The organism is Winogradskyella pacifica, assembly GCF_013403915.1.
GTDB lineage: Bacteria > Bacteroidota > Bacteroidia > Flavobacteriales > Flavobacteriaceae > Winogradskyella > Winogradskyella pacifica.
Genome location: NZ_JABFDI010000014.1, coordinates 1 through 18,345 on the forward strand (window position 1 = coordinate 1; position 18,345 = coordinate 18,345).

Consider the following 18,345-nt stretch of genomic DNA (forward strand, 5'->3'; position numbering starts at 1 on the left):
ATCAAGTATCTTAACAATAAAACCAACATGATTAAAAATTAAAAGGTCGCCTAAATTGTTTTTAGACGACCTCTTTTTTGTTGTGGTCCCACTTGGGCTCGAACCAAGGACCACCTGATTATGAGTCAGGTGCTCTAACCAACTGAGCTATGGGACCCATTAACATTGCTGCTAATTTTTACTCTTATTTAAAAGAGTGTGCAATATTACTACATATTTTAAAACTCTACAAGAAAAATAAATCGTTTTAGTCCTTTATGTCTTGACAAAGCTCAATTAAAACTCCATTTGTTGATTTTGGGTGCAAAAAAGCAATCAATTTGTTATCGGCGCCCTGCTTTGGTTTTTTATGAATCATCGTAAAGCCTTCTTTTGTTAAACGCTCTATTTCTTGTTCAATGTCATCAACCGCAAAAGCAATATGGTGCATGCCTTCTCCTTTTTTCTCAATGAATTTTGCGATTGGACTGTCTTCATTAGTAGCCTGAAGCAATTCAATTTTATTAGGACCACATTTAAAAAATGAGGTTTTTACTCCTTCACTTTCAACATCTTCAATCTTATAATGATCTTCGCCAAATAAGGCTTTAAAAAGTGAATTCGATTTTTCAATGTCCTTAACAGCAATTCCTATATGTTCTATTTTTTTCATCCTTTATGCCTGCAAAAGCAGGTACCTCTTTATTTAATTCTTAAAATTATCATTAGTAATAATCATTTTCTACACTCAAAAATAAGATAATCCTTAAATAACCTCTACTTTTGCAGATGATTAGTTATAATAATCATCATGGAAGAATTTACACAAAGACAAAAAAAAATAGGAGGTATTCTCCAACAAGATTTAGCAGAGGTATTACAAAAAGCAGCTACCGATGGTGGTTTGCGAGGTGTTATTATCTCAGTAAGCAAAGTAAATGTAACTACAGATCTCTCTGTGGCAAAGGTTTACTTAAGTATTTTCCCTAATAAAGAAGCAAAACCTTTACTCGAAGGTATTAAATCTAACAAACCTTTGATTAGACACGAGTTAGCACAACGTACACGTCATCAACTTAGACGTATGCCACAATTAGAATTTTTTATCGATGACTCCTTAGAATATATTGATGGTATTGAGCGTTCTTTAAAAGGAGAAGACAATCCATTAGAGAATCCAGACTTATTAGGCAAGCGTAAAAAATCTTAAGTGAATTTCCCTTTATATATAGCAAAACGTTATCTGTTTTCTAAAAGCAGTAATAATGCTATAAATATTATGACCTTAATAGCTTCTGGTGGAGTTATTATTGCTTCAGCAGCACTTTTTATTGTGTTGTCTGTGTTTGCGGGGTTAAAGGATTATAGCCTTAATTTTTCCACTTTTGTAGATCCTGATTTGAAATTATTACCTTCTGAAGGTAAATCGTTTCAATGGTCAGAAAATGATCATACATCCCTTTTAAAAATTGAAGGTATTGCAGCCTCTTCCGAAATTATTGAAGAACGCATTTTTATTAAATCTGATAATAAAAATCTTATCGCCACCTTAAAAGGCGTAGATAAAAACTACCAAGATGTTACGAGTATTGACTCAATGATCACCAAAGGAAATTGGATTACTCCTAATAGTAATGAAGTTGCTTCTGGTTGGGGAATTTCTAATAATCTGTCTTTCGGTGTTCTCGATTATTTAAAGCCACTATCCTTTTATGTTCCCAAGGTTGGAAAAGGTCAAGCCACTTCTATTCAAGGGTATTATAATTCAGTATATGTGAATAATGTTGGTCTATTTGATATCAACGAGCAGTACAATAATAATTATGTTTTTTCGGATATTGAACTAGCTAAGCAATTACTTAGTTATAAAGAGAACCAGCGCAGTGCTATTGAGATTAAATTGAATCCTGATGCTAATGAAGATCTTATTAGGTCTCAAATTAAAACTGCCTTCGGAGATAAATTCAATATAAAAAACAGGGCCGAATTAAATGATGCGTTATTCAAAATGTTGAATACCGAAAACCTTGCCATCTACCTCATCTTTACTTTAGTCATTATCATTGCATTATTTAATGTTATTGGTGCCATTATAATGATGATTCTAGACAAGAAGAAATCACTCAATACCTTATATTACTTAGGAACGGAAACCAAAACTATCAAATCTATTTTCTTTTTACAGGGTAGTTTAATGACGGTAGTGAGTGGACTTATTGGAGTTACTCTTGGATTACTCATTGTATTTACACAACAATCTTTTGAGTTTGTAATGCTAACTCCAGATTTAGCATATCCTGTTCGTATTAACTTTTTTAACGTCCTTATTGTTTTAATAACCATTTTTGGACTAGGAATTGTGGCTTCTAAAATTGCCTCTCAGCGAATTACTCCTAGCTTGATTAATAGCTAAATTAGTTTAGGGTTTACACTTACCTATTCATCCAAATTTGCGCCGTTGCGACTTAACAATTATTAAACAGAGTTACGCGGAGATTGCACAGAGAAAAATAAGTAAGACACTTTCAATAATTAAAACTGAAAAATTCATCATGCTTTGCGCCTTTGCGACTTAACGTTAAAAATCATTACGCAGAGTTATACGGAGATTGCACAGAGATTCACAGAGAAAAATAAGTATGACACTTTCAATAATTAACACTGAAAAACTCATCAGGATTTGCGCCTTTGCGACTTCGCGAGAAAATTTTTACACAGAGTTACACGGAGATTGCACAGAGGTTCACAGAGAAAGATAAGTATGACACTTTCAATAATTAACATTGATAGATTCATCATGATTTGCGCCTTTGCGACTTCGCGAGAAAATTATTACGCAGAGTTACGCGGAGATTGCACAGAGAAAAAGAAATACTATCCTATCACTAATTTAGACTAACAAATTCATCCTGCTTTGCGTCTTTGCGACTGAGCGAGAATCTATAACCATAACGCTTCCAGCTTCTAACTCTTACACAAACTGATAATCAGAAAACACATCCAATACCTCATCAAAAGCTTCAAATACATCTTTAGAATCATCGCTAGTCACCATTTTCATACGGTATTCTTTAAAATGTGGAATGCCTCTAAAATAGTTCGTATAATGTCTTCGGGTTTCAAAAACACCTAAGGTTTCCCCTTTCCAGTCTATGGCCATTTGAAGATGACGTCTGGCAGCATCCACACGTTCTGCTAATGAAATAGGTCCTAAATGTTCACCTGTTTCAAAAAAGTGCTTTACTTGTTTAAAAAACCATGGATTTCCTATAGATGCTCTACCAATCATAGCTCCATCTAATCCGTAAGAATCGCGCATTAACATCGCTTTTTCAGGTGTATCGATGTCTCCATTTCCAAACACAGGAATATGCATACGTGGATTATTCTTAACCTCTGCTATCGGTTTCCAATCAGCATCGCCTTTATACATTTGTGCTCTGGTTCTTCCATGAATAGATATCGCCCTACAACCTACATCTTGTAAACGTTCTGCAACCTCAACAATTTTAATAGAATCGTGATCCCAACCAAGTCTGGTTTTCACAGTGACTGGTAAATTAGTACGCTTTACCATTTCGGCAGTCAATTGCTCCATTAAACAGATATCCTTTAAAATACCTGCTCCTGCACCTTTTGAGACTACTTTTTTAACCGGACAACCAAAATTAATATCAATAATATCTGGATTCGATTTTTCGACGATATCAATAGTTTGCAACATGCTTTCCATATTGGCACCAAAAATCTGGATACCAACTGGCCGTTCTTTTTCGTAGATATCTAGTTTCATAACGCTTTTTGCTGCATTACGAATTAAACCTTCACTAGACACAAACTCTGTATAAACCACATCTGCTCCTTGCTCCTTGCACAATGCACGGAATGGAGGATCGCTTACATCTTCCATAGGTGCTAAAAGCAATGGAAAGTCTGGTAATTCTATGTCGCCTATTTTAACCAAGAGTATATATTTTGATGCAAAATTAATGCTTTTTATCAAAAGACCTCACAAGTTTTAAAACTTGCAAGGTCTATTCTATATATTAATTATGATGTTCTTAGCTTTATTTTTAAAACTGAACCTTAGTATCTATTGTTTCCTCTCCACGCTTTACTGTAATACCAGCTTCATCTCCATTATCAAAAACAGATAAAGCACGCATATAACTCATCATATCTGTTATGGTGCTGTCTCCTAATTTAAGAACCACATCGCCTTTTTGTAAACCTGCAGCGTATGCAGGAGTGTCTTCTCGCGTACCATCAATTCGCATGCCTTTTCCATCGTATAAATAATCTGGTACAACTCCTAGTCCGACTTTAAAACGTGGTGTTTCTTCGCTTTCATTCTTTGTTTTACGAAACGCTAATTCTCCATTATCATCTAAATCAGTAATAATATCGAAGATGTAATCTGAAATTAAATTCATACCGTCATAATTCAATTTATCAGAATCATCACCTGGTTTGTGATAATCTTCATGCTGACCTGTAAAGAAATGTAACACCGGAATGTCTATTAAATAAAAAGACGTGTGATCGCTAGGTCCTACTCCACTTTCATTTTCTACAATTTTGAATTTATCATTGTTAGACTTCAAAGTTTGCTTAAACATCGGAGACGTTCCTGTGCCGTAAACAGCCAAAGTGCTATCGGCTTTCATTCTACCAACCATATCCATATTAATCATATAGTTAATAGATTCGGCATCAATAGTTGGGTTTTTAGAAAAATAATTAGAGCCTAATAAGCCCATTTCTTCCCCTGAAAACGCCATGAATAAATAATTATTTGTGTCTTTAATTTCAGCCTGGTCATTTTTTACTTTTAATCGACTAGCCAAATTCAACATTACCGCAACCCCACTTGCATTATCATCTGCTCCATTATGTATGGCTTTTTCTTCACCACGAAATAAAGACCCTTCTCCACCATACCCTAAATGGTCGTAATGTGCACCAATAACAATGGTAGTTTTAGCATTGTTATCTATAAAGCCAATAACATTGTGTCCTGTAATGGTGCTGTCTGCATTCGTCGTAAATTCTACTTCGCTATGCGGGTCTGTTTTAGGCTTAAAAGAAAAGGATTGTAAATACCCTTCCGTTCCTTTTGGTTGTACTCCAATAGCTTTAAAACGCTCTATAAGATATTCTGAAGCTAACACTTCTCCTTGTGTTCCGGTTTGGCGACCTTCTAGTTTATCATCAGCTAAATATGCAACATCGTCTTTAATATTATTTTCAGCAACTTTAGGTTCGTTCTTACAAGATACAAATCCCGCTAATGCTAATAAAATTAGTGCTCTTTTCATTTCGAATTCTATTTTTTGATTTATTTGAGAAACTTGTTTTGCCAACTACCACTGAATCATATATCAGCGATATATCGTGGCTTATTTCATCTATAAATCTTACTTTTGCACAAAATTAGGTAATAAAAGCCACTTATTATAATTCTTTAATTATGAACAGAATCGTCTCAATTTTAATTCTACTCGTTACATTTTCGTCTTGTAAAAACGATACTAACACCACCACTGAAGCGACTTCTGGTGCGACTAAAAAATACGATTCTTTAATCTATCCTGAAGAAGTACATTTTAAGTCTTTAAGACAAGTCACTTATGGTGGCGATAATGCGGAAGCGTATTGGAGTTTTGATGATAAGCAATTAGTGTTTCAATCTAATAACACAAAATGGGGAGTTGAGTGTGACCAAATGTTCATAATGGATGCTAACCAAACGTTTACAGATAGTATTGCGCCTCCTATGGTAAGCACAGGAAAAGGTAGAACAACTTGTTCGTATTTTATGCCAGATAATAAGCATATTATTTATGCTTCTACACATCTTGGTGATGAAGCCTGCCCTGAAACTCCACTTAGAAAAAACGGAAAATACATTTGGCCAATCTATGATACCTACGATATTTTTGTAGCCGATTTAGAAGGTAATATTGTAAGCCAATTAACTAACGAAGTGGGTTACGATGCAGAACCAACAGTTTCTCCAATGGGAGATAAGATTGTGTTTACCTCTACACGAAGTGGTGATTTAGAATTATATACCATGAATATTGATGGTAGCGATGTAAAGCAAATAACAAATGAATTAGGTTATGATGGTGGAGCGTTCTTTTCACCAGATGGTACGAAACTAATCTTCCGTTCTTCGCGTCCTAAAACTGAAGAAGAAATTAAAAATTATAAAGATTTATTAGCTGAAGGTTTAGTTGAACCAACAGATATGGAATTGTATATCTGTAATGCTGATGGTTCTGATTTACGTCAGTTAACTGATTTAGGTAATGCGAATTGGAGTCCGTTTTTTCATCCTTCTGGTGAGAAAGTGCTGTTCTCTTCTAATTTTGAATCTGAACGTGGATTTCCTTTCAACTTATACTTAATTGATATTGATGGAAAGAATTTAAAACGTGTTACACATAGTGAAACCTTTGATGCGTTTCCTGTGTTTTCTAATGACGGTAAGTATTTAGTCTTTTCTTCTAATCGAAATAACGGAGGTGGACGTGATACGAACTTGTTTATTGCAGAATGGCGCGATTAGCGATATTCTGAAATATACAAATTGAGATACGAACTTGTTTATTGCAGAATGGCAAGATTAGTTTAAATCTTTAAGCCTTTCGCGTTCTTCAGCACTTGTAGTACGTTCATTAGTATTAAGCTTTGTATTACCAAATTTATAACGGAAGCCTAATTTTATATATCTACTATCTAAATTTACAAAACCAGAGCTAGACTGGTTTAAATAACGTGTTGACGTTTCATAGTTTTGTAGATTAAAGAAATCTTCAACAGCTAGAGAAATAACTCCTTTTTTCTTAAAAACAGTTTTTGATAGACTCAACTCTGAGACCAATCGGTCTTCAACGGTTTGAAATTGTTGTAAATTTTTACCAATCCATGTGAATGTCAGACTCGCACTTAAACTTTGATCTTTTAAAAAGGAAAAACTATTGTGTAAAATACTATAATTAGACCATTGATCTTGTGTTACAAAGCCTTCCCCAAAATTAGATTCTTCGGAAATATTATAAAAGGAGGATACAACATAGAGATTCCAGGTACTGGTTGGATAATAATCAAAAACAAAATCGAATCCATATTCTACTTTTTTATCCAAATTTATTGGTGTAAAAGCGACTTCATTGGTTTGATTATTTTGGCGAGGTAATTCTACAATATCACCATCATAATTCATATAATACGCTTCCACAGTAAAGTGCTCTAAAAAATTACTTCCTATTTTATAATGATCTCTATACGTCGGCACTAAATTAGGATTACCCAACACAACGGTGTTCTCGTTTAAGAAAAATGTAAATGGATTTAAGTCCGTATAACTCGGCCTTGTTATACTGCGTTTATATGTTGCATATAAGTTCGCCTCTTTTAAAAGCTGATGCGATAAACTGGCATTAGGAAACCAGCCAAAATAATTTTGAGTATTTGTTTCTATTAAGGATAACGATTCTCCTTCAATATTACTTTGTTCAACTCTAAGACCAAGATTTAATTCCCATTTGTCCCAAGATTTAGCATAGTTAGAATACGCAGCAAAGACCTTTTCATCATATTTAAACGCATCTGTATTATTAACGTCTAAGACTTCTGAGTTGCCAACAACATCTAATTTTGTAATGTCACTATCAGTATTGACATTAGAATATTTTACTCCGGTACCAAAACTAGAAGTCTCATTAATTGGTAAACTGTAATCAATTTTACCTGTTATAATATTTGTTTTCTGATTAGAAATTGAATTAAACTCAGAGTCTCCACTAAATAGATTATTCTCGTCATAATTATTAGTGAATACATTTTGGTCGCGACTATAATCGTAAATGGTATAATGTGCATTAAATGTTAAGTTGGCGCTATTTTCAAAATCGCGTCTAAAAATTAAATCGGTACCAATATTGTACTTGTTATCTCTAGATAAATTATCTGCTGTAAACCGCTCTTGAAAAACTAAATTTTCATCCGTAATAGTCGTGTTATTTTTTATTTGATACTTATAATAAGGAGTGTATAAACCTGTGCTTGTTAAACTCAACGTATTTTTATCATCAATATAATAATCAAAATTAAGATTAAGATTATGTGTTTCGGACCAGGTATTTCTATTGATATTAGATTTCCAGATTTCCTCTATGTCATTTGCGGAGTCTAAAAAATTGACTGTATCATCTTGGTCTCTATTAATTTTATTCTTAGTGTAACTGTAATTAAGATTTAGGTTGATTTTATTGTTCTTAAAATAATGACTCGTTCCTCCGTTATACCTCGGAAAAACACCTTGTGTATAATTTGTAAACACACTACCTCTATAACCTGTTACTATATTTCTACTCATTATAATATTAATCACAGCACCAGAATCTGCATCATAGCTTGCAGGCGGATTTGTAATGACCTCAACGGATTTAATACTATTTGCTGGTGCACTTTCCAATAGCGCAATGAGTTCATCGGAAGTTAATTGTACGCGTCTATTATTAATATAAACGATTGCTGGTGTACTTTTAATATTAATAGTGCCTTCTGAAACTATAATGCCCGGTGTATTTTTTAAGACACTAAGTGTAGAACCTTCTATTAATGCTGTATTCTCTACATTAAAAATTAAGCGATCTGGCTTACGTGTTATAGTTGGTTTTTTGGCTATAACAGTGACTTCATTTAAATTTTCGGGAATATCGTTTAGTTGAATGGTTTTTAAATCTAAATCTCCTGTTAGGACGATTTTTTGTTGAAACTCTTCAAAACCCAAATAGCTTATTTTGAGGTAAAATGTTGTTTCTGATAAATTAATTAAACTAAAAAATCCATTATCGTCAGTTGAAGTACCTTTTAGATAATCACCATCAACTTCTGTTAAAATAACAACATTTGCAAATTCAATTGGACTACTATTAGCGTCGACAATACGACCGGTAATAGAATAATCTTGAGCAAATACCACAGTAGAAAGCATACAAATGCCTACACAAAAAAAAAGGCGTAAACGGATAATCATAAAATAGGTTTGACTGCAAGATATAAATTGTTTTTTACTTACTACTGTGGTTTTACCGTAATTAGCACTCTTTTTATTGTTGAATTTGATACGTTAATGCACAAGAAATCGATTATATTTGCCAATTACTTATTGCCTTAGAAAAGAGACATGAAAAATATTCGTAATTTTTGCATTATTGCACATATTGACCACGGAAAAAGCACTTTAGCAGACCGTTTATTAGACGCTACAGGTTCTGTAACTGCTCGCGAACAGCAAGCCCAACTTTTAGATAGTATGGACTTGGAACGTGAGCGTGGTATTACTATTAAGTCCCACGCTATTCAAATGGATTATATGTATGAAGGCGAAAAATATGTACTTAATCTTATCGATACCCCTGGTCACGTAGATTTTTCTTATGAAGTATCACGATCTATTGCTGCTTGTGAAGGAGCCTTATTAATTGTTGATGCCGCACAGAGTATTCAGGCACAAACGATTTCTAATTTATACTTAGCATTAGAGAATGATTTAGAGATTATTCCTGTGTTAAACAAAGTAGATTTGCCAAGTGCAAATCCAGAAGAAGTTACGGACGATATTGTTGATCTTTTAGGTTGTGATCCTGAAGATGTCATTCATGCTAGTGGAAAAACAGGATTTGGTGTTGAGAATATTTTAAAAGCCATTATTGAGCGTATTCCGGCTCCAAAAGGTGATGTAAATGCGCCTTTACAAGCTTTGATTTTCGATTCTGTTTATAATACATTTAGAGGTATTGAAACCTATTTTAGAGTTTTCGATGGTGAAATTAAAAAAGGACAAAAAATAAAATTCGTCGCAACAGGAAAAGAGTATTTCGCTGATGAAGTTGGAACGTTAAAATTAACTCAAGTTGCCAAACAAAGTGTAAAAGCTGGTGATGTTGGGTATTTAATTACAGGAATTAAAACTGCCAAAGAAGTAAAAGTTGGTGATACCATTACAGATTTTGCTAAGCCTACAACCAATATTGTTGCCGGTTTTGAAGATGTAAAACCAATGGTATTTGCTGGTATTTATCCTGTGGATACAGAAGATTACGAAGAACTACGTAATTCTATGGAAAAGTTGCAACTAAACGACGCGTCTTTAGTGTTTATGCCAGAAAGTTCTGCTGCTTTAGGTTTTGGATTCCGTTGTGGATTTTTAGGTATGTTACATATGGAAATCATACAAGAACGTTTAGAGCGTGAGTTTGATATGACCGTGATTACTACCGTACCTAACGTGTCTTATCATGCGTACACAAACAAAAATCCTGATGAGGCTTTTATTGTTAATAATCCAAGTGACTTACCAGAGCCTACCACTGTAAATCGTGTTGAAGAGCCTTTTATTAAAGCCACTATTATTACAAAATCTGATTTTGTAGGTAACGTAATGAGCCTGTGTATTGAAAAACGTGGGATGATTATCAACCAAACGTATCTAACAACAGAACGTGTAGAGTTAATTTTTGAAATGCCATTAGCCGAAATTGTTTTCGATTTTTACGATCGTTTAAAAACAGTTTCTAAAGGTTATGCCTCTTTCGATTATCATCCAATAGGAATGAGAGTCTCTAAATTAGTACGATTAGATGTGTTATTAAATGCACAGCCTGTAGATGCACTTTCAGCTTTAATCCATGCAGATAATGCACAAAACATTGGTAAAAAGATGTGTGAGAAGTTGCGTGAATTAATTCCGAGACAACAATTTGATATTCCTATTCAAGCTGCTATTGGTGCTAAAATTATTTCTAGAGAAACAGTGAAAGCACTTCGTAAGGATGTAACAGCAAAATGTTATGGTGGAGATATTTCTCGTAAACGTAAGTTATTAGAAAAGCAGAAAAAAGGTAAAAAACGTATGAGACAAGTCGGTAACGTAGAGATCCCTCAGGAAGCGTTTATGGCTGTTTTGAAGTTAAATGACTAACCAATTCCTTTGAAAAAAGGAATCTTAAACTTTTGAAAACGGTGCTGAGTTAAGGCAAAAAAACATTTTTATTTTATCGTATTTAGGCCTCTATATTGTATAAGATTTAATTCCATAGTTCATTTAAAACAATAGCTTTTAAGAATTTTATACCATAATCTAAGGTTCGCCTGATGGAGATTCCTGCCTTCGCAGGAATTTATGAGACAAGTCGGTAATGTAGAAATACCTCAAGAAACATTTATGGCTGTTTTAAAGTTAAATGATTAAGCTTCATTTTAAACTTATATTATAAAACTAAAAAGATTCCTATTTACGTAGGAATCTTTTTAGTTTTATAATTACTGCTTTATTTACAATAGTAAAGTAGCGTCTATTTTAAAAATAGTTACTCTTCATTAGCCACTTTTTCCACATCAAAAGGTTTACCTAAATATACCAATTTAAAACCTTTTCCTATGGCTTCTATTTTCGTCTGATGTACTGAAATAATATGGAGTTCACCTTCTTCATCTTTTATAAAAAGAGGAATAGTATACTTATCCTTACTCGCCATTTCTATTAGACTTTCGTAATGCGCTGCATCATCTATGTCTATTTCTTGTATTGCAGGATATTTTCGCGTTACCTCCATTAAATTAATATAGTCATCTGTCGGAGAGAATAAACCTTCTACTGGGCTTTTTTCTGGGAAGTTCATTTCATCTGAAGTCACTAATCGATACGAACCATTTTCTCCAAATTCTTTGCTGAATTTTTCAATTACATAAGCATTGATATCTGAGTTTCCTGTCATTGCCATAATATAACCCACATCGTTTAATTCAATATTATCTGAAAGTGTATCAGCATATATATTAGAATTTAAAGCTTCTAAACCTAATTCGTGTGCCTTATCTATATTATTTTGATTGCTGTCTATTAAAACGACATGTCTTCCGTTATTTACTAAGTAATGCCCTAATAATCGTGGTAATTTTGAAGCTCCAATAATTAAAATTCCATTAGATTTTGTTAAAAACACACCAACTAGTCTTGCAAATAAACGCGCCGTGGTGGCGTTTAATAAAACGGTTCCTAATACAATCATAAACACCAAAGGTGTAATGTATTCTGCTCCTTCTACTCCTTGTCGCATTAATTTACTTCCAAAAAGAGACGCAATACCAGCTGCAACAATACCACGCGGTCCAACCCAGCTTATAAATAGCTTTTCGTTAAGATTTAGTTTGGAGCCTTGAGTACTTACAAATACAGCTAATGGTCTTATGACAAATACAACAATAGCAAAAAGTATAGCAGTATCCCATGTGTAAAGTAGAAGTAAATCTTCAATATCAATATTTGCCGCTAAAAGAATGAATAAAATTGAAATTAATAAGACACTCAACGATTCTTTAAAGTATAGTAGTTCTTTGATGTTGTCTAGTTTACTGTTTCCTAATACCATGCCCATAACCACAACTGCTAATAAACCAGATTCGTGTGCAAATAATTCAGATTCAACAAACACTAATAATACGGTTGAGAGCGATACGACATTTAATAAGTAATGAGGAATCAACTTTTTATTAATCGCAAAAGCTAAAGCGTGGGCAAACGTGAAACCAAATGTGGTACCAAATAATACAATTTTACCAAATTCCATTAAAGCTGTTTTAGTAAAACCACTGTCACCTCCAACACTTATAAATTCAAATACCAAAACGGCAACTAAAGCGCCTATAGGATCAATAAGAATACCTTCCCATTTTAAAACGGTTGAGACATCTTTTTTAAGTGGAATGTTTCTTAAAATAGGCGTTATTACAGTTGGTCCTGTAACAATGATAAGTCCTGCAAATAGAAACGATAAATCCCAACTTAAGTTAAACGTATAGCGTGCTACAATACCAGCACCAAAGAACGTAATGGCAGAACCAACGGTAATTAGTTTCGTAATTACTGGGCCTACATTTTTAATTTCGGATCGTTTTAAGGTTAGACCTCCTTCAAATAAAATAATACTTATGGCTAGTGATACAAAGTAATATAAGCTATCTCCAGGAAATAAGCCTTTTGTGCCATTCCAAATCGGCTCTATCCATTTGGTACCATCTTCACTTAAAAATTCTGCTGCAATTGGCCCTACTAAAAGTCCGATTAAAATTAAGGGTAAGATTGCTGGTATTTTAAATTTCCAAGCGACCCATTGTGCTAATATTCCAAGAATAATAATTCCGGCTAGTTCTAACATCTATGTTCTTTTTGCGTGAAAATACTAAATTCTATTTTTATAGAAAGCTTCCTTTGAAGTTATAAAAGGGATTCTTAGTTAAAGTTATCCCTTGTTATCCTCTTCTTTTTCTTCAGATTTATAATATACCCGTTTTAAACTCTTCTTTAATAAGGTAAATCTATAAACCCCAATGATAAAAAAGATCACACTAAAGACAATTGCCGTAAATGCTAAGTATTGAAAATTAGCAAAGTCTTTAAGTTGGAATAAAGCAATAGCTCCTAACAGCAAATATAACGACGAACGAATGTAAGATAAAAGCGTGCGCTCGTTAGCTAATCGGGTACGCTCTATTGCTAAGTAATCTCTAAGAATAACTTGTTGGTCTGGTTTAAAATCGCGACCAAATCGTAAGAGTTTAATTTTCTTAATTTTTAGTGGTGATTTTGATATGCGTTTCATTGTTAATTCATTTTATACATCTAAAAGTAATTATTTTTTAGAATAGATATAAGATTATACAGCTCTTAATTGTTAAATATCCTCTAATTTATATAGACTAACAACAATTAGTTTTAAAGCTTTTAGTAATTTGCATGACTTTATAAAAAAATTTGCAAATGCAATTATATCCTATTCAGTCCGGAAATTTTAAGCTCGATGGAGGAGCCATGTTTGGTGTTGTGCCAAAATCCTTATGGCAGCGTACCAATCCTGCGGATAACAGCAATATGATAGATATTGCAGCGCGTTGTCTATTAATTGAAGATGGTAATCGCCTTACCTTAATTGATACAGGAATGGGTAATAAACAAAGCGATAAATTCTACGGGTACTATTTTCTTTATGGAGATGATAGCATAGATAAATCATTAGCCGCTCACGGATTTCATCGCGATGATATTACGGATGTGTTTATGACGCATCTTCATTTTGATCATTGTGGAGGAAGTATTCAATGGAATAAAGACCGAACAGGTTATGAACCTGCCTTTAAAAATGCACACTTTTGGAGTAATGCCGATCATTGGAAATGGGCAACAGAACCTAACAGACGTGAAGTCGCTTCGTTTTTAAAAGAAAACATTTTGCCAATGCAAGACAGTGGACAATTAAAATTCACTTCAGTTCCTAACAATCCTATTTTAAAGAATTCTGAGTTAGGGTTCGACATATTCTTTGCTAACGGACATACCGATAAGCAAATGATTCCTATGATACAGTATAAAGGAAAAACCATTTGCTTTATGGCAGATTTATTACCAACTGTTGGTCATTTACCGTTGCCTTTTGTAATGGGTTATGATACCAGACCTTTATTAACTCTCGATGAAAAAGAGTTGTTTTTGAATATGGCTGCAGACAACAACTTCTATTTATTTTTAGAACACGATGCACATAACGAAATTATTACGGTTAAACACACTGAGAAGGGAGTCCGACTTAACGAAACATTCACAACAAACGAACTATTTAAATAAAACAACAATAAATAATACACATGAAACATTCATATTTCACTTTTGATCGCCAAGAGAATGATTATATGAATGTACCATGTGACCTTTAAAAAACAATAAACATAGACACATGAAATTTAATTACAGAATAATAGCCTATTTAGGATTTGCAGGAACACTATTTTTAGGATGTGGTAGCACTGGAGAAATTCTTTCTACACCAATCGAAAACATAGATTCTTCACCTTTAAAAGTTACAGAATTAACAGATGTTGAAGCTAAAAATTGGGGACACCTAGACCTTGTCAATGATACCATTCCTGGAATGAGTGTTGATAAAGCTTACACTGAAATTATTAAAAATAAAAAAGGAACTAAGGTTATCGTTGCCGTCATCGATTCTGGTATTGACATTGATCACGAAGATTTAAGAAATGTACTTTGGACTAACGAAGATGAAATACCAAACAATGGAATAGATGATGATAAGAATGGCTACATTGATGATGTACATGGATGGAATTTCTTAGGAGATGGTTATGATGAGCAGTTAGAATATGTTCGTTTAATAGCAAGCGGAGATACTTCTAATCCCCGTTATGATGAAGCTGTAGCTTTACAAAAAGAGGAATATGAAACGTATCTTGGTGCTAAAACCAGATATGAGCAAATTTTAAGTGTCTTAAAAAATGCTGATGAAAAATTAACAGCACACTTAGGTAAAAGCGACTATACCATAGAAGAGGTTAATGCTATTAAAACAGAAGATGAAGCTTTAGGCCAAGCTATTCAAATTGCACAAAATATAAATGCAAACGGTGGTACTTTTAAAGACGCTAATGCAGAAATTACTGAGCAATTAGAAAGTTTTAATGAACGTTTAAATTATCATTTTAATGTTGACTTTTCGGGTCGTACTACTGGCGATGATATCAATGATTTATCTGATATAGGTTATGGAAATGGAAACGTTAAGCCTGTTAAAAAATCAGAATCTCACGGAACGCATGTTGCTGGTATTATTGCTGCAGAGCGTAACAATGGAAAAGGAGCAAATGGTGTTGCTAATAACGTAGAAATTATGTCAATTAGAACTGTTCCTAATGGAGATGAATATGATAAAGATGTCGCATTAGCTATTCGTTATGCAGTAGATAATGGTGCAAAAGTAATAAACGGAAGTTTTGGGAAATCGTTTTCTCCACATCCAGTATGGGTAAGAGATGCTATTAAATATGCGTCTGATAATGATGTTGTATTTGTACATGCTGCTGGTAACGACAGTAAAAATGTGGATGAAGGTGCTAATTTCCCAGATGATAATGTTGATTTTGTTGAAATCTCAAACACATACATTAGAGTGGGTTCATTAACCTCAAAATATGGTTCTAAAATTGTCTCTGGTTTTTCTAATTACGGAAAAAAGAATGTGGATGTATTTGCTCCAGGATCTGCTATCTATTCAACATTTCCAGATAATGATTATAAAAGCATAAGTGGTACATCTATGGCATCACCTGCTGTTGCTGGTGTAGTTGCTTTAGTACGTTCTTACTACCCTAAATTAAGTGCTGCACAAGTGAAGCAAGTTATTGTAGAATCAGGATTACCTTTAACAACAAAAGTTGTTGTTGGTGGTGATGCTTCTAACGTTAAGTCATTTTCAGATTTATCTACATCTGGTAGAATTGTTAATGCTTACAACGCGTTAATTATGGCTTCAAAATTATAATAATCCTTTTTGGATTGCATTAAAATAATTGGGTTATTTAGTCAGTACATCTAAATAACCCAATTTCTTATAAAGTCTTTATATTCATTAAAAACATATGTTATGAAACATTCCTTTCTCAGTCTTTTTTCACTTCTAATTTTAGTCTCTTGCGGTTCTACCGAAAAAGCGCTTCAAAGCACTAATTCAGTTAACGCATCCACATTTGGCTATTGGCAACAACACGTAGATTATACGATGGAAATTGATATGGATGTCAATAACTATCAGTATAAAGGAACACAAAAATTGGTTTATACCAACAATTCACCAGATGTACTTAATCGGGTGTATTATCACCTCTATTTTAATGCCTTTCAACCAGGTAGTGAAATGGATGTGCGCTCTCGTACTATTAATGATCCAGATCGACGTGTCGGTGATCGTATTAGTAAACTTCAGCCGAATGAAATTGGTTACATTAAAGTTAATTCATTACAACAAAATGGAACTTCAATTTCTTATGAAACTGTTGGTACGGTCTTAGAAGTAACGCTGAATAAACCGATTCAACCAGGAGAAAAAGTCACTTTTAATATGGATTTTGATGCTCAAGTGCCTATTCAAGTTCGTCGTTCTGGTAGAAATAGCTCTGAAGGTGTAGCTTTATCGATGTCTCAATGGTATCCAAAATTAGCCGAATATGATGATGAAGGTTGGCACGCAGATCCTTACATAGGAAGAGAATTTCATGGTGTTTGGGGAGATTTTGATGTAAAATTATCTATCGATAAAGACTATATTGTTGGCGGAACAGGCTATCTTCAAGGAGAACCAACTTTAAAATCTGGAAAGAAAACCCATCACTTTAAAGCCCCTAAAGTACATGACTTTACTTGGGCTGCGGATCCGGATTATATTCACGATACGTTGCAAATGCCAAATGGCCCATTACTTCACTTCTATTACAAGAAAACATTAGATCAAAAGTATTTAGACAATTGGAAGAAATTACCAGCGGAAACTGCTAAACTTATGGAGTTCTTTAGTGAACATATTGGAGACTATCCATATGATCAATATTCAGTAATTCAAGGTGGAGATGGTGGTATGGAATATGCTATGTCTACATTAATTACTGGTGAGCGAAGCTATGGCAGCTTACTAGGTGTTACAGCACACGAGTTAGCACATAAATGGTTTCAATTTATACTAGCTTCTAATGAATCTAAACACGAATGGATGGATGAAGGCTTTACAAGTTATATTTCTAACTTAGCGATGAATTCTCTGAGTGAAAATAAAAAATCGAATCCGCTTTCTGGATCTTATAGAGGCTATTTAGCTTTAGCAAATTCTGGTGTAGAGCAACCGTTGACTACGCACTCTGACCGTTATGCTTCAAATGGAGTTTATGGTGCTGCTGCTTACAGTAAAGGTGCTGTGTTTTTAGCGCAATTAGGGTATGTCATTGGAGATGATAATTTAGATAAAACCATCAAAAAATATTACCAAGATTTTAAATTTAAACACCCAAAACCATTCGATATTATTAGAACTGCAGAACGTATCACCGATTTTGAACTCGATTGGTATTTTATAGATTTTGCACAAACTACTAATACTATTGATTATGGTATTGCTTCAGTTGAAGGCAAATCCATCACCTTAGAACGTATTGGTTTAATGCCAATGCCTTTAGATATTTCAGTAACTTATACGGATGGTAGTACAGAGAATTTTTATATTCCGCTACAAATGATGCGTGGAGAAAAACCAACCTCAGCAACTACTATTAATGATTGGGCTTGGGCAATACCAACCTATTCATTCGATGCTAAAAAAGCTGTAAAATCAGTAGAGATTGATAATTCTCAGATGATGGCAGATGTTGATAGAACTAACAATGTGTTTACAATTAAATAAACACTTGTAATATAAATGTTTTAAAACCGCATCATGTTGATGCGGTTTTCTATTT

13 protein-coding genes and 1 tRNA gene are annotated in these 18,345 nt (G+C 33.7%); 7 read left to right on the plus strand and 7 right to left on the minus strand.

Translation table 11 applies throughout. From position 1 onward, the window contains the following. Positions 1 to 83: 83 nt before the first annotated feature. Together HM984_RS12505 and mce are read right to left on the minus strand one after the other, a co-directional pair. Positions 84 to 157 (minus strand) — tRNA-Ile (locus HM984_RS12505). 90 nt (positions 158 to 247) lie between these two features. Then, complete coding sequence (gene mce / locus HM984_RS12510; protein WP_092466047.1) at positions 248 to 652, minus strand: methylmalonyl-CoA epimerase; 405 nt, start codon at positions 650 to 652, stop codon at positions 248 to 250. A 138-nt stretch (positions 653 to 790) separates the two neighbouring features. Between mce and rbfA the strand changes: the two genes are divergently transcribed. Further along, positions 791 to 1,189 carry a 30S ribosome-binding factor RbfA gene (rbfA, locus tag HM984_RS12515; RefSeq protein ID WP_092466046.1) on the plus strand — a complete coding sequence of 133 codons (399 nt, stop codon included), beginning with the start codon at positions 791 to 793 and terminating at the stop codon, positions 1,187 to 1,189. Next, positions 1,190 to 2,392: an ABC transporter permease gene (locus tag HM984_RS12520; protein WP_179349399.1), complete on the plus strand. Its 1,203-nt coding sequence runs from the start codon at positions 1,190 to 1,192 to the stop codon at positions 2,390 to 2,392. Between the two features lie 558 nt (positions 2,393 to 2,950). On the opposite strand, the gene dusB is transcribed toward HM984_RS12520, so the two are convergent. Continuing rightward, a complete protein-coding gene (dusB, locus tag HM984_RS12525; protein ID WP_179349400.1) occupies positions 2,951 to 3,943 on the minus strand; it encodes a tRNA dihydrouridine synthase DusB in 993 nt (330 codons plus the stop codon). A 109-nt stretch (positions 3,944 to 4,052) separates the two neighbouring features. After that, the gene (locus HM984_RS12530) at positions 4,053 to 5,297 is read right to left on the minus strand and encodes a M28 family peptidase (protein WP_179349401.1); all 1,245 of its coding nucleotides are present in this window, start codon (positions 5,295 to 5,297) and stop codon (positions 4,053 to 4,055) included. 152 nt (positions 5,298 to 5,449) lie between these two features. On the opposite strand from HM984_RS12530, the gene HM984_RS12535 reads away from it, so the two are divergent. Then, complete coding sequence (locus HM984_RS12535; protein ID WP_179349402.1) at positions 5,450 to 6,553, plus strand: TolB family protein; 1,104 nt, start codon at positions 5,450 to 5,452, stop codon at positions 6,551 to 6,553. 57 nt (positions 6,554 to 6,610) lie between these two features. Here the strand turns inward: HM984_RS12535 and HM984_RS12540 are convergent, their stop codons facing one another. Next, positions 6,611 to 9,028 (minus strand): TonB-dependent receptor domain-containing protein, encoded by a 2,418-nt coding sequence (locus tag HM984_RS12540; protein WP_179349403.1) that lies wholly within the window; start codon positions 9,026 to 9,028, stop codon positions 6,611 to 6,613. Between the two features lie 150 nt (positions 9,029 to 9,178). Here HM984_RS12540 and lepA point away from each other — a divergent pair, with 150 nt between their 5' ends. Further along, complete coding sequence (lepA, locus tag HM984_RS12545) at positions 9,179 to 10,975, plus strand: translation elongation factor 4 (RefSeq protein ID WP_115811661.1); 1,797 nt, start codon at positions 9,179 to 9,181, stop codon at positions 10,973 to 10,975. A gap of 388 nt (positions 10,976 to 11,363) precedes the next feature. Here the strand turns inward: lepA and HM984_RS12550 are convergent, their stop codons facing one another. Together HM984_RS12550 and HM984_RS12555 are read right to left on the minus strand one after the other, a co-directional pair. Then, on the minus strand, positions 11,364 to 13,211 hold the full coding sequence (locus tag HM984_RS12550) for a cation:proton antiporter (RefSeq protein WP_115811659.1): 1,848 nt from the start codon (positions 13,209 to 13,211) through the stop codon (positions 11,364 to 11,366). Between the two features lie 84 nt (positions 13,212 to 13,295). Beyond that, positions 13,296 to 13,655, minus strand: a complete 360-nt coding sequence (locus HM984_RS12555) for a DUF202 domain-containing protein (protein WP_218845050.1) — start codon at positions 13,653 to 13,655, stop codon at positions 13,296 to 13,298. A 158-nt stretch (positions 13,656 to 13,813) separates the two neighbouring features. Here HM984_RS12555 and HM984_RS12560 point away from each other — a divergent pair, with 158 nt between their 5' ends. From HM984_RS12560 to HM984_RS12570, 3 genes are all read left to right on the plus strand, one after another. Beyond that, positions 13,814 to 14,674 carry an MBL fold metallo-hydrolase gene (locus HM984_RS12560; protein ID WP_115811657.1) on the plus strand — a complete coding sequence of 287 codons (861 nt, stop codon included), beginning with the start codon at positions 13,814 to 13,816 and terminating at the stop codon, positions 14,672 to 14,674. Positions 14,675 to 14,783: 109 nt separating this feature from the next. Next, entirely contained in the window at positions 14,784 to 16,385 is a 1,602-nt protein-coding gene (locus HM984_RS12565; RefSeq protein ID WP_179349404.1) for a S8 family peptidase, read from the plus strand. Between the two features lie 102 nt (positions 16,386 to 16,487). Then, positions 16,488 to 18,290 carry a M1 family metallopeptidase gene (locus HM984_RS12570; protein ID WP_179349405.1) on the plus strand — a complete coding sequence of 601 codons (1,803 nt, stop codon included), beginning with the start codon at positions 16,488 to 16,490 and terminating at the stop codon, positions 18,288 to 18,290. Positions 18,291 to 18,345: the final 55 nt, after the last annotated feature.

What these genes read in the sequence shown, in the direction of transcription:
- mce (WP_092466047.1), bottom strand. Translation starts at nt 652, where the DNA reads ATGAAAAAAATAGAACATATAGGAATTGCTGTTAAGGACATTGAAAAA.
- rbfA (WP_092466046.1), top strand. Translation starts at nt 791, where the DNA reads ATGGAAGAATTTACACAAAGACAAAAAAAAATAGGAGGTATTCTCCAA.
- HM984_RS12530 (WP_179349401.1), bottom strand. Translation starts at nt 5,297, where the DNA reads ATGAAAAGAGCACTAATTTTATTAGCATTAGCGGGATTTGTATCTTGT.
- HM984_RS12535 (WP_179349402.1), top strand. Translation starts at nt 5,450, where the DNA reads ATGAACAGAATCGTCTCAATTTTAATTCTACTCGTTACATTTTCGTCT.
- HM984_RS12540 (WP_179349403.1), bottom strand. Translation starts at nt 9,028, where the DNA reads ATGATTATCCGTTTACGCCTTTTTTTTTGTGTAGGCATTTGTATGCTT.
- lepA (WP_115811661.1), top strand. Translation starts at nt 9,179, where the DNA reads ATGAAAAATATTCGTAATTTTTGCATTATTGCACATATTGACCACGGA.
- HM984_RS12550 (WP_115811659.1), bottom strand. Translation starts at nt 13,211, where the DNA reads ATGTTAGAACTAGCCGGAATTATTATTCTTGGAATATTAGCACAATGG.
- HM984_RS12555 (WP_218845050.1), bottom strand. Translation starts at nt 13,655, where the DNA reads ATGAAACGCATATCAAAATCACCACTAAAAATTAAGAAAATTAAACTC.
- HM984_RS12560 (WP_115811657.1), top strand. Translation starts at nt 13,814, where the DNA reads ATGCAATTATATCCTATTCAGTCCGGAAATTTTAAGCTCGATGGAGGA.
- HM984_RS12565 (WP_179349404.1), top strand. Translation starts at nt 14,784, where the DNA reads ATGAAATTTAATTACAGAATAATAGCCTATTTAGGATTTGCAGGAACA.
- HM984_RS12570 (WP_179349405.1), top strand. Translation starts at nt 16,488, where the DNA reads ATGAAACATTCCTTTCTCAGTCTTTTTTCACTTCTAATTTTAGTCTCT.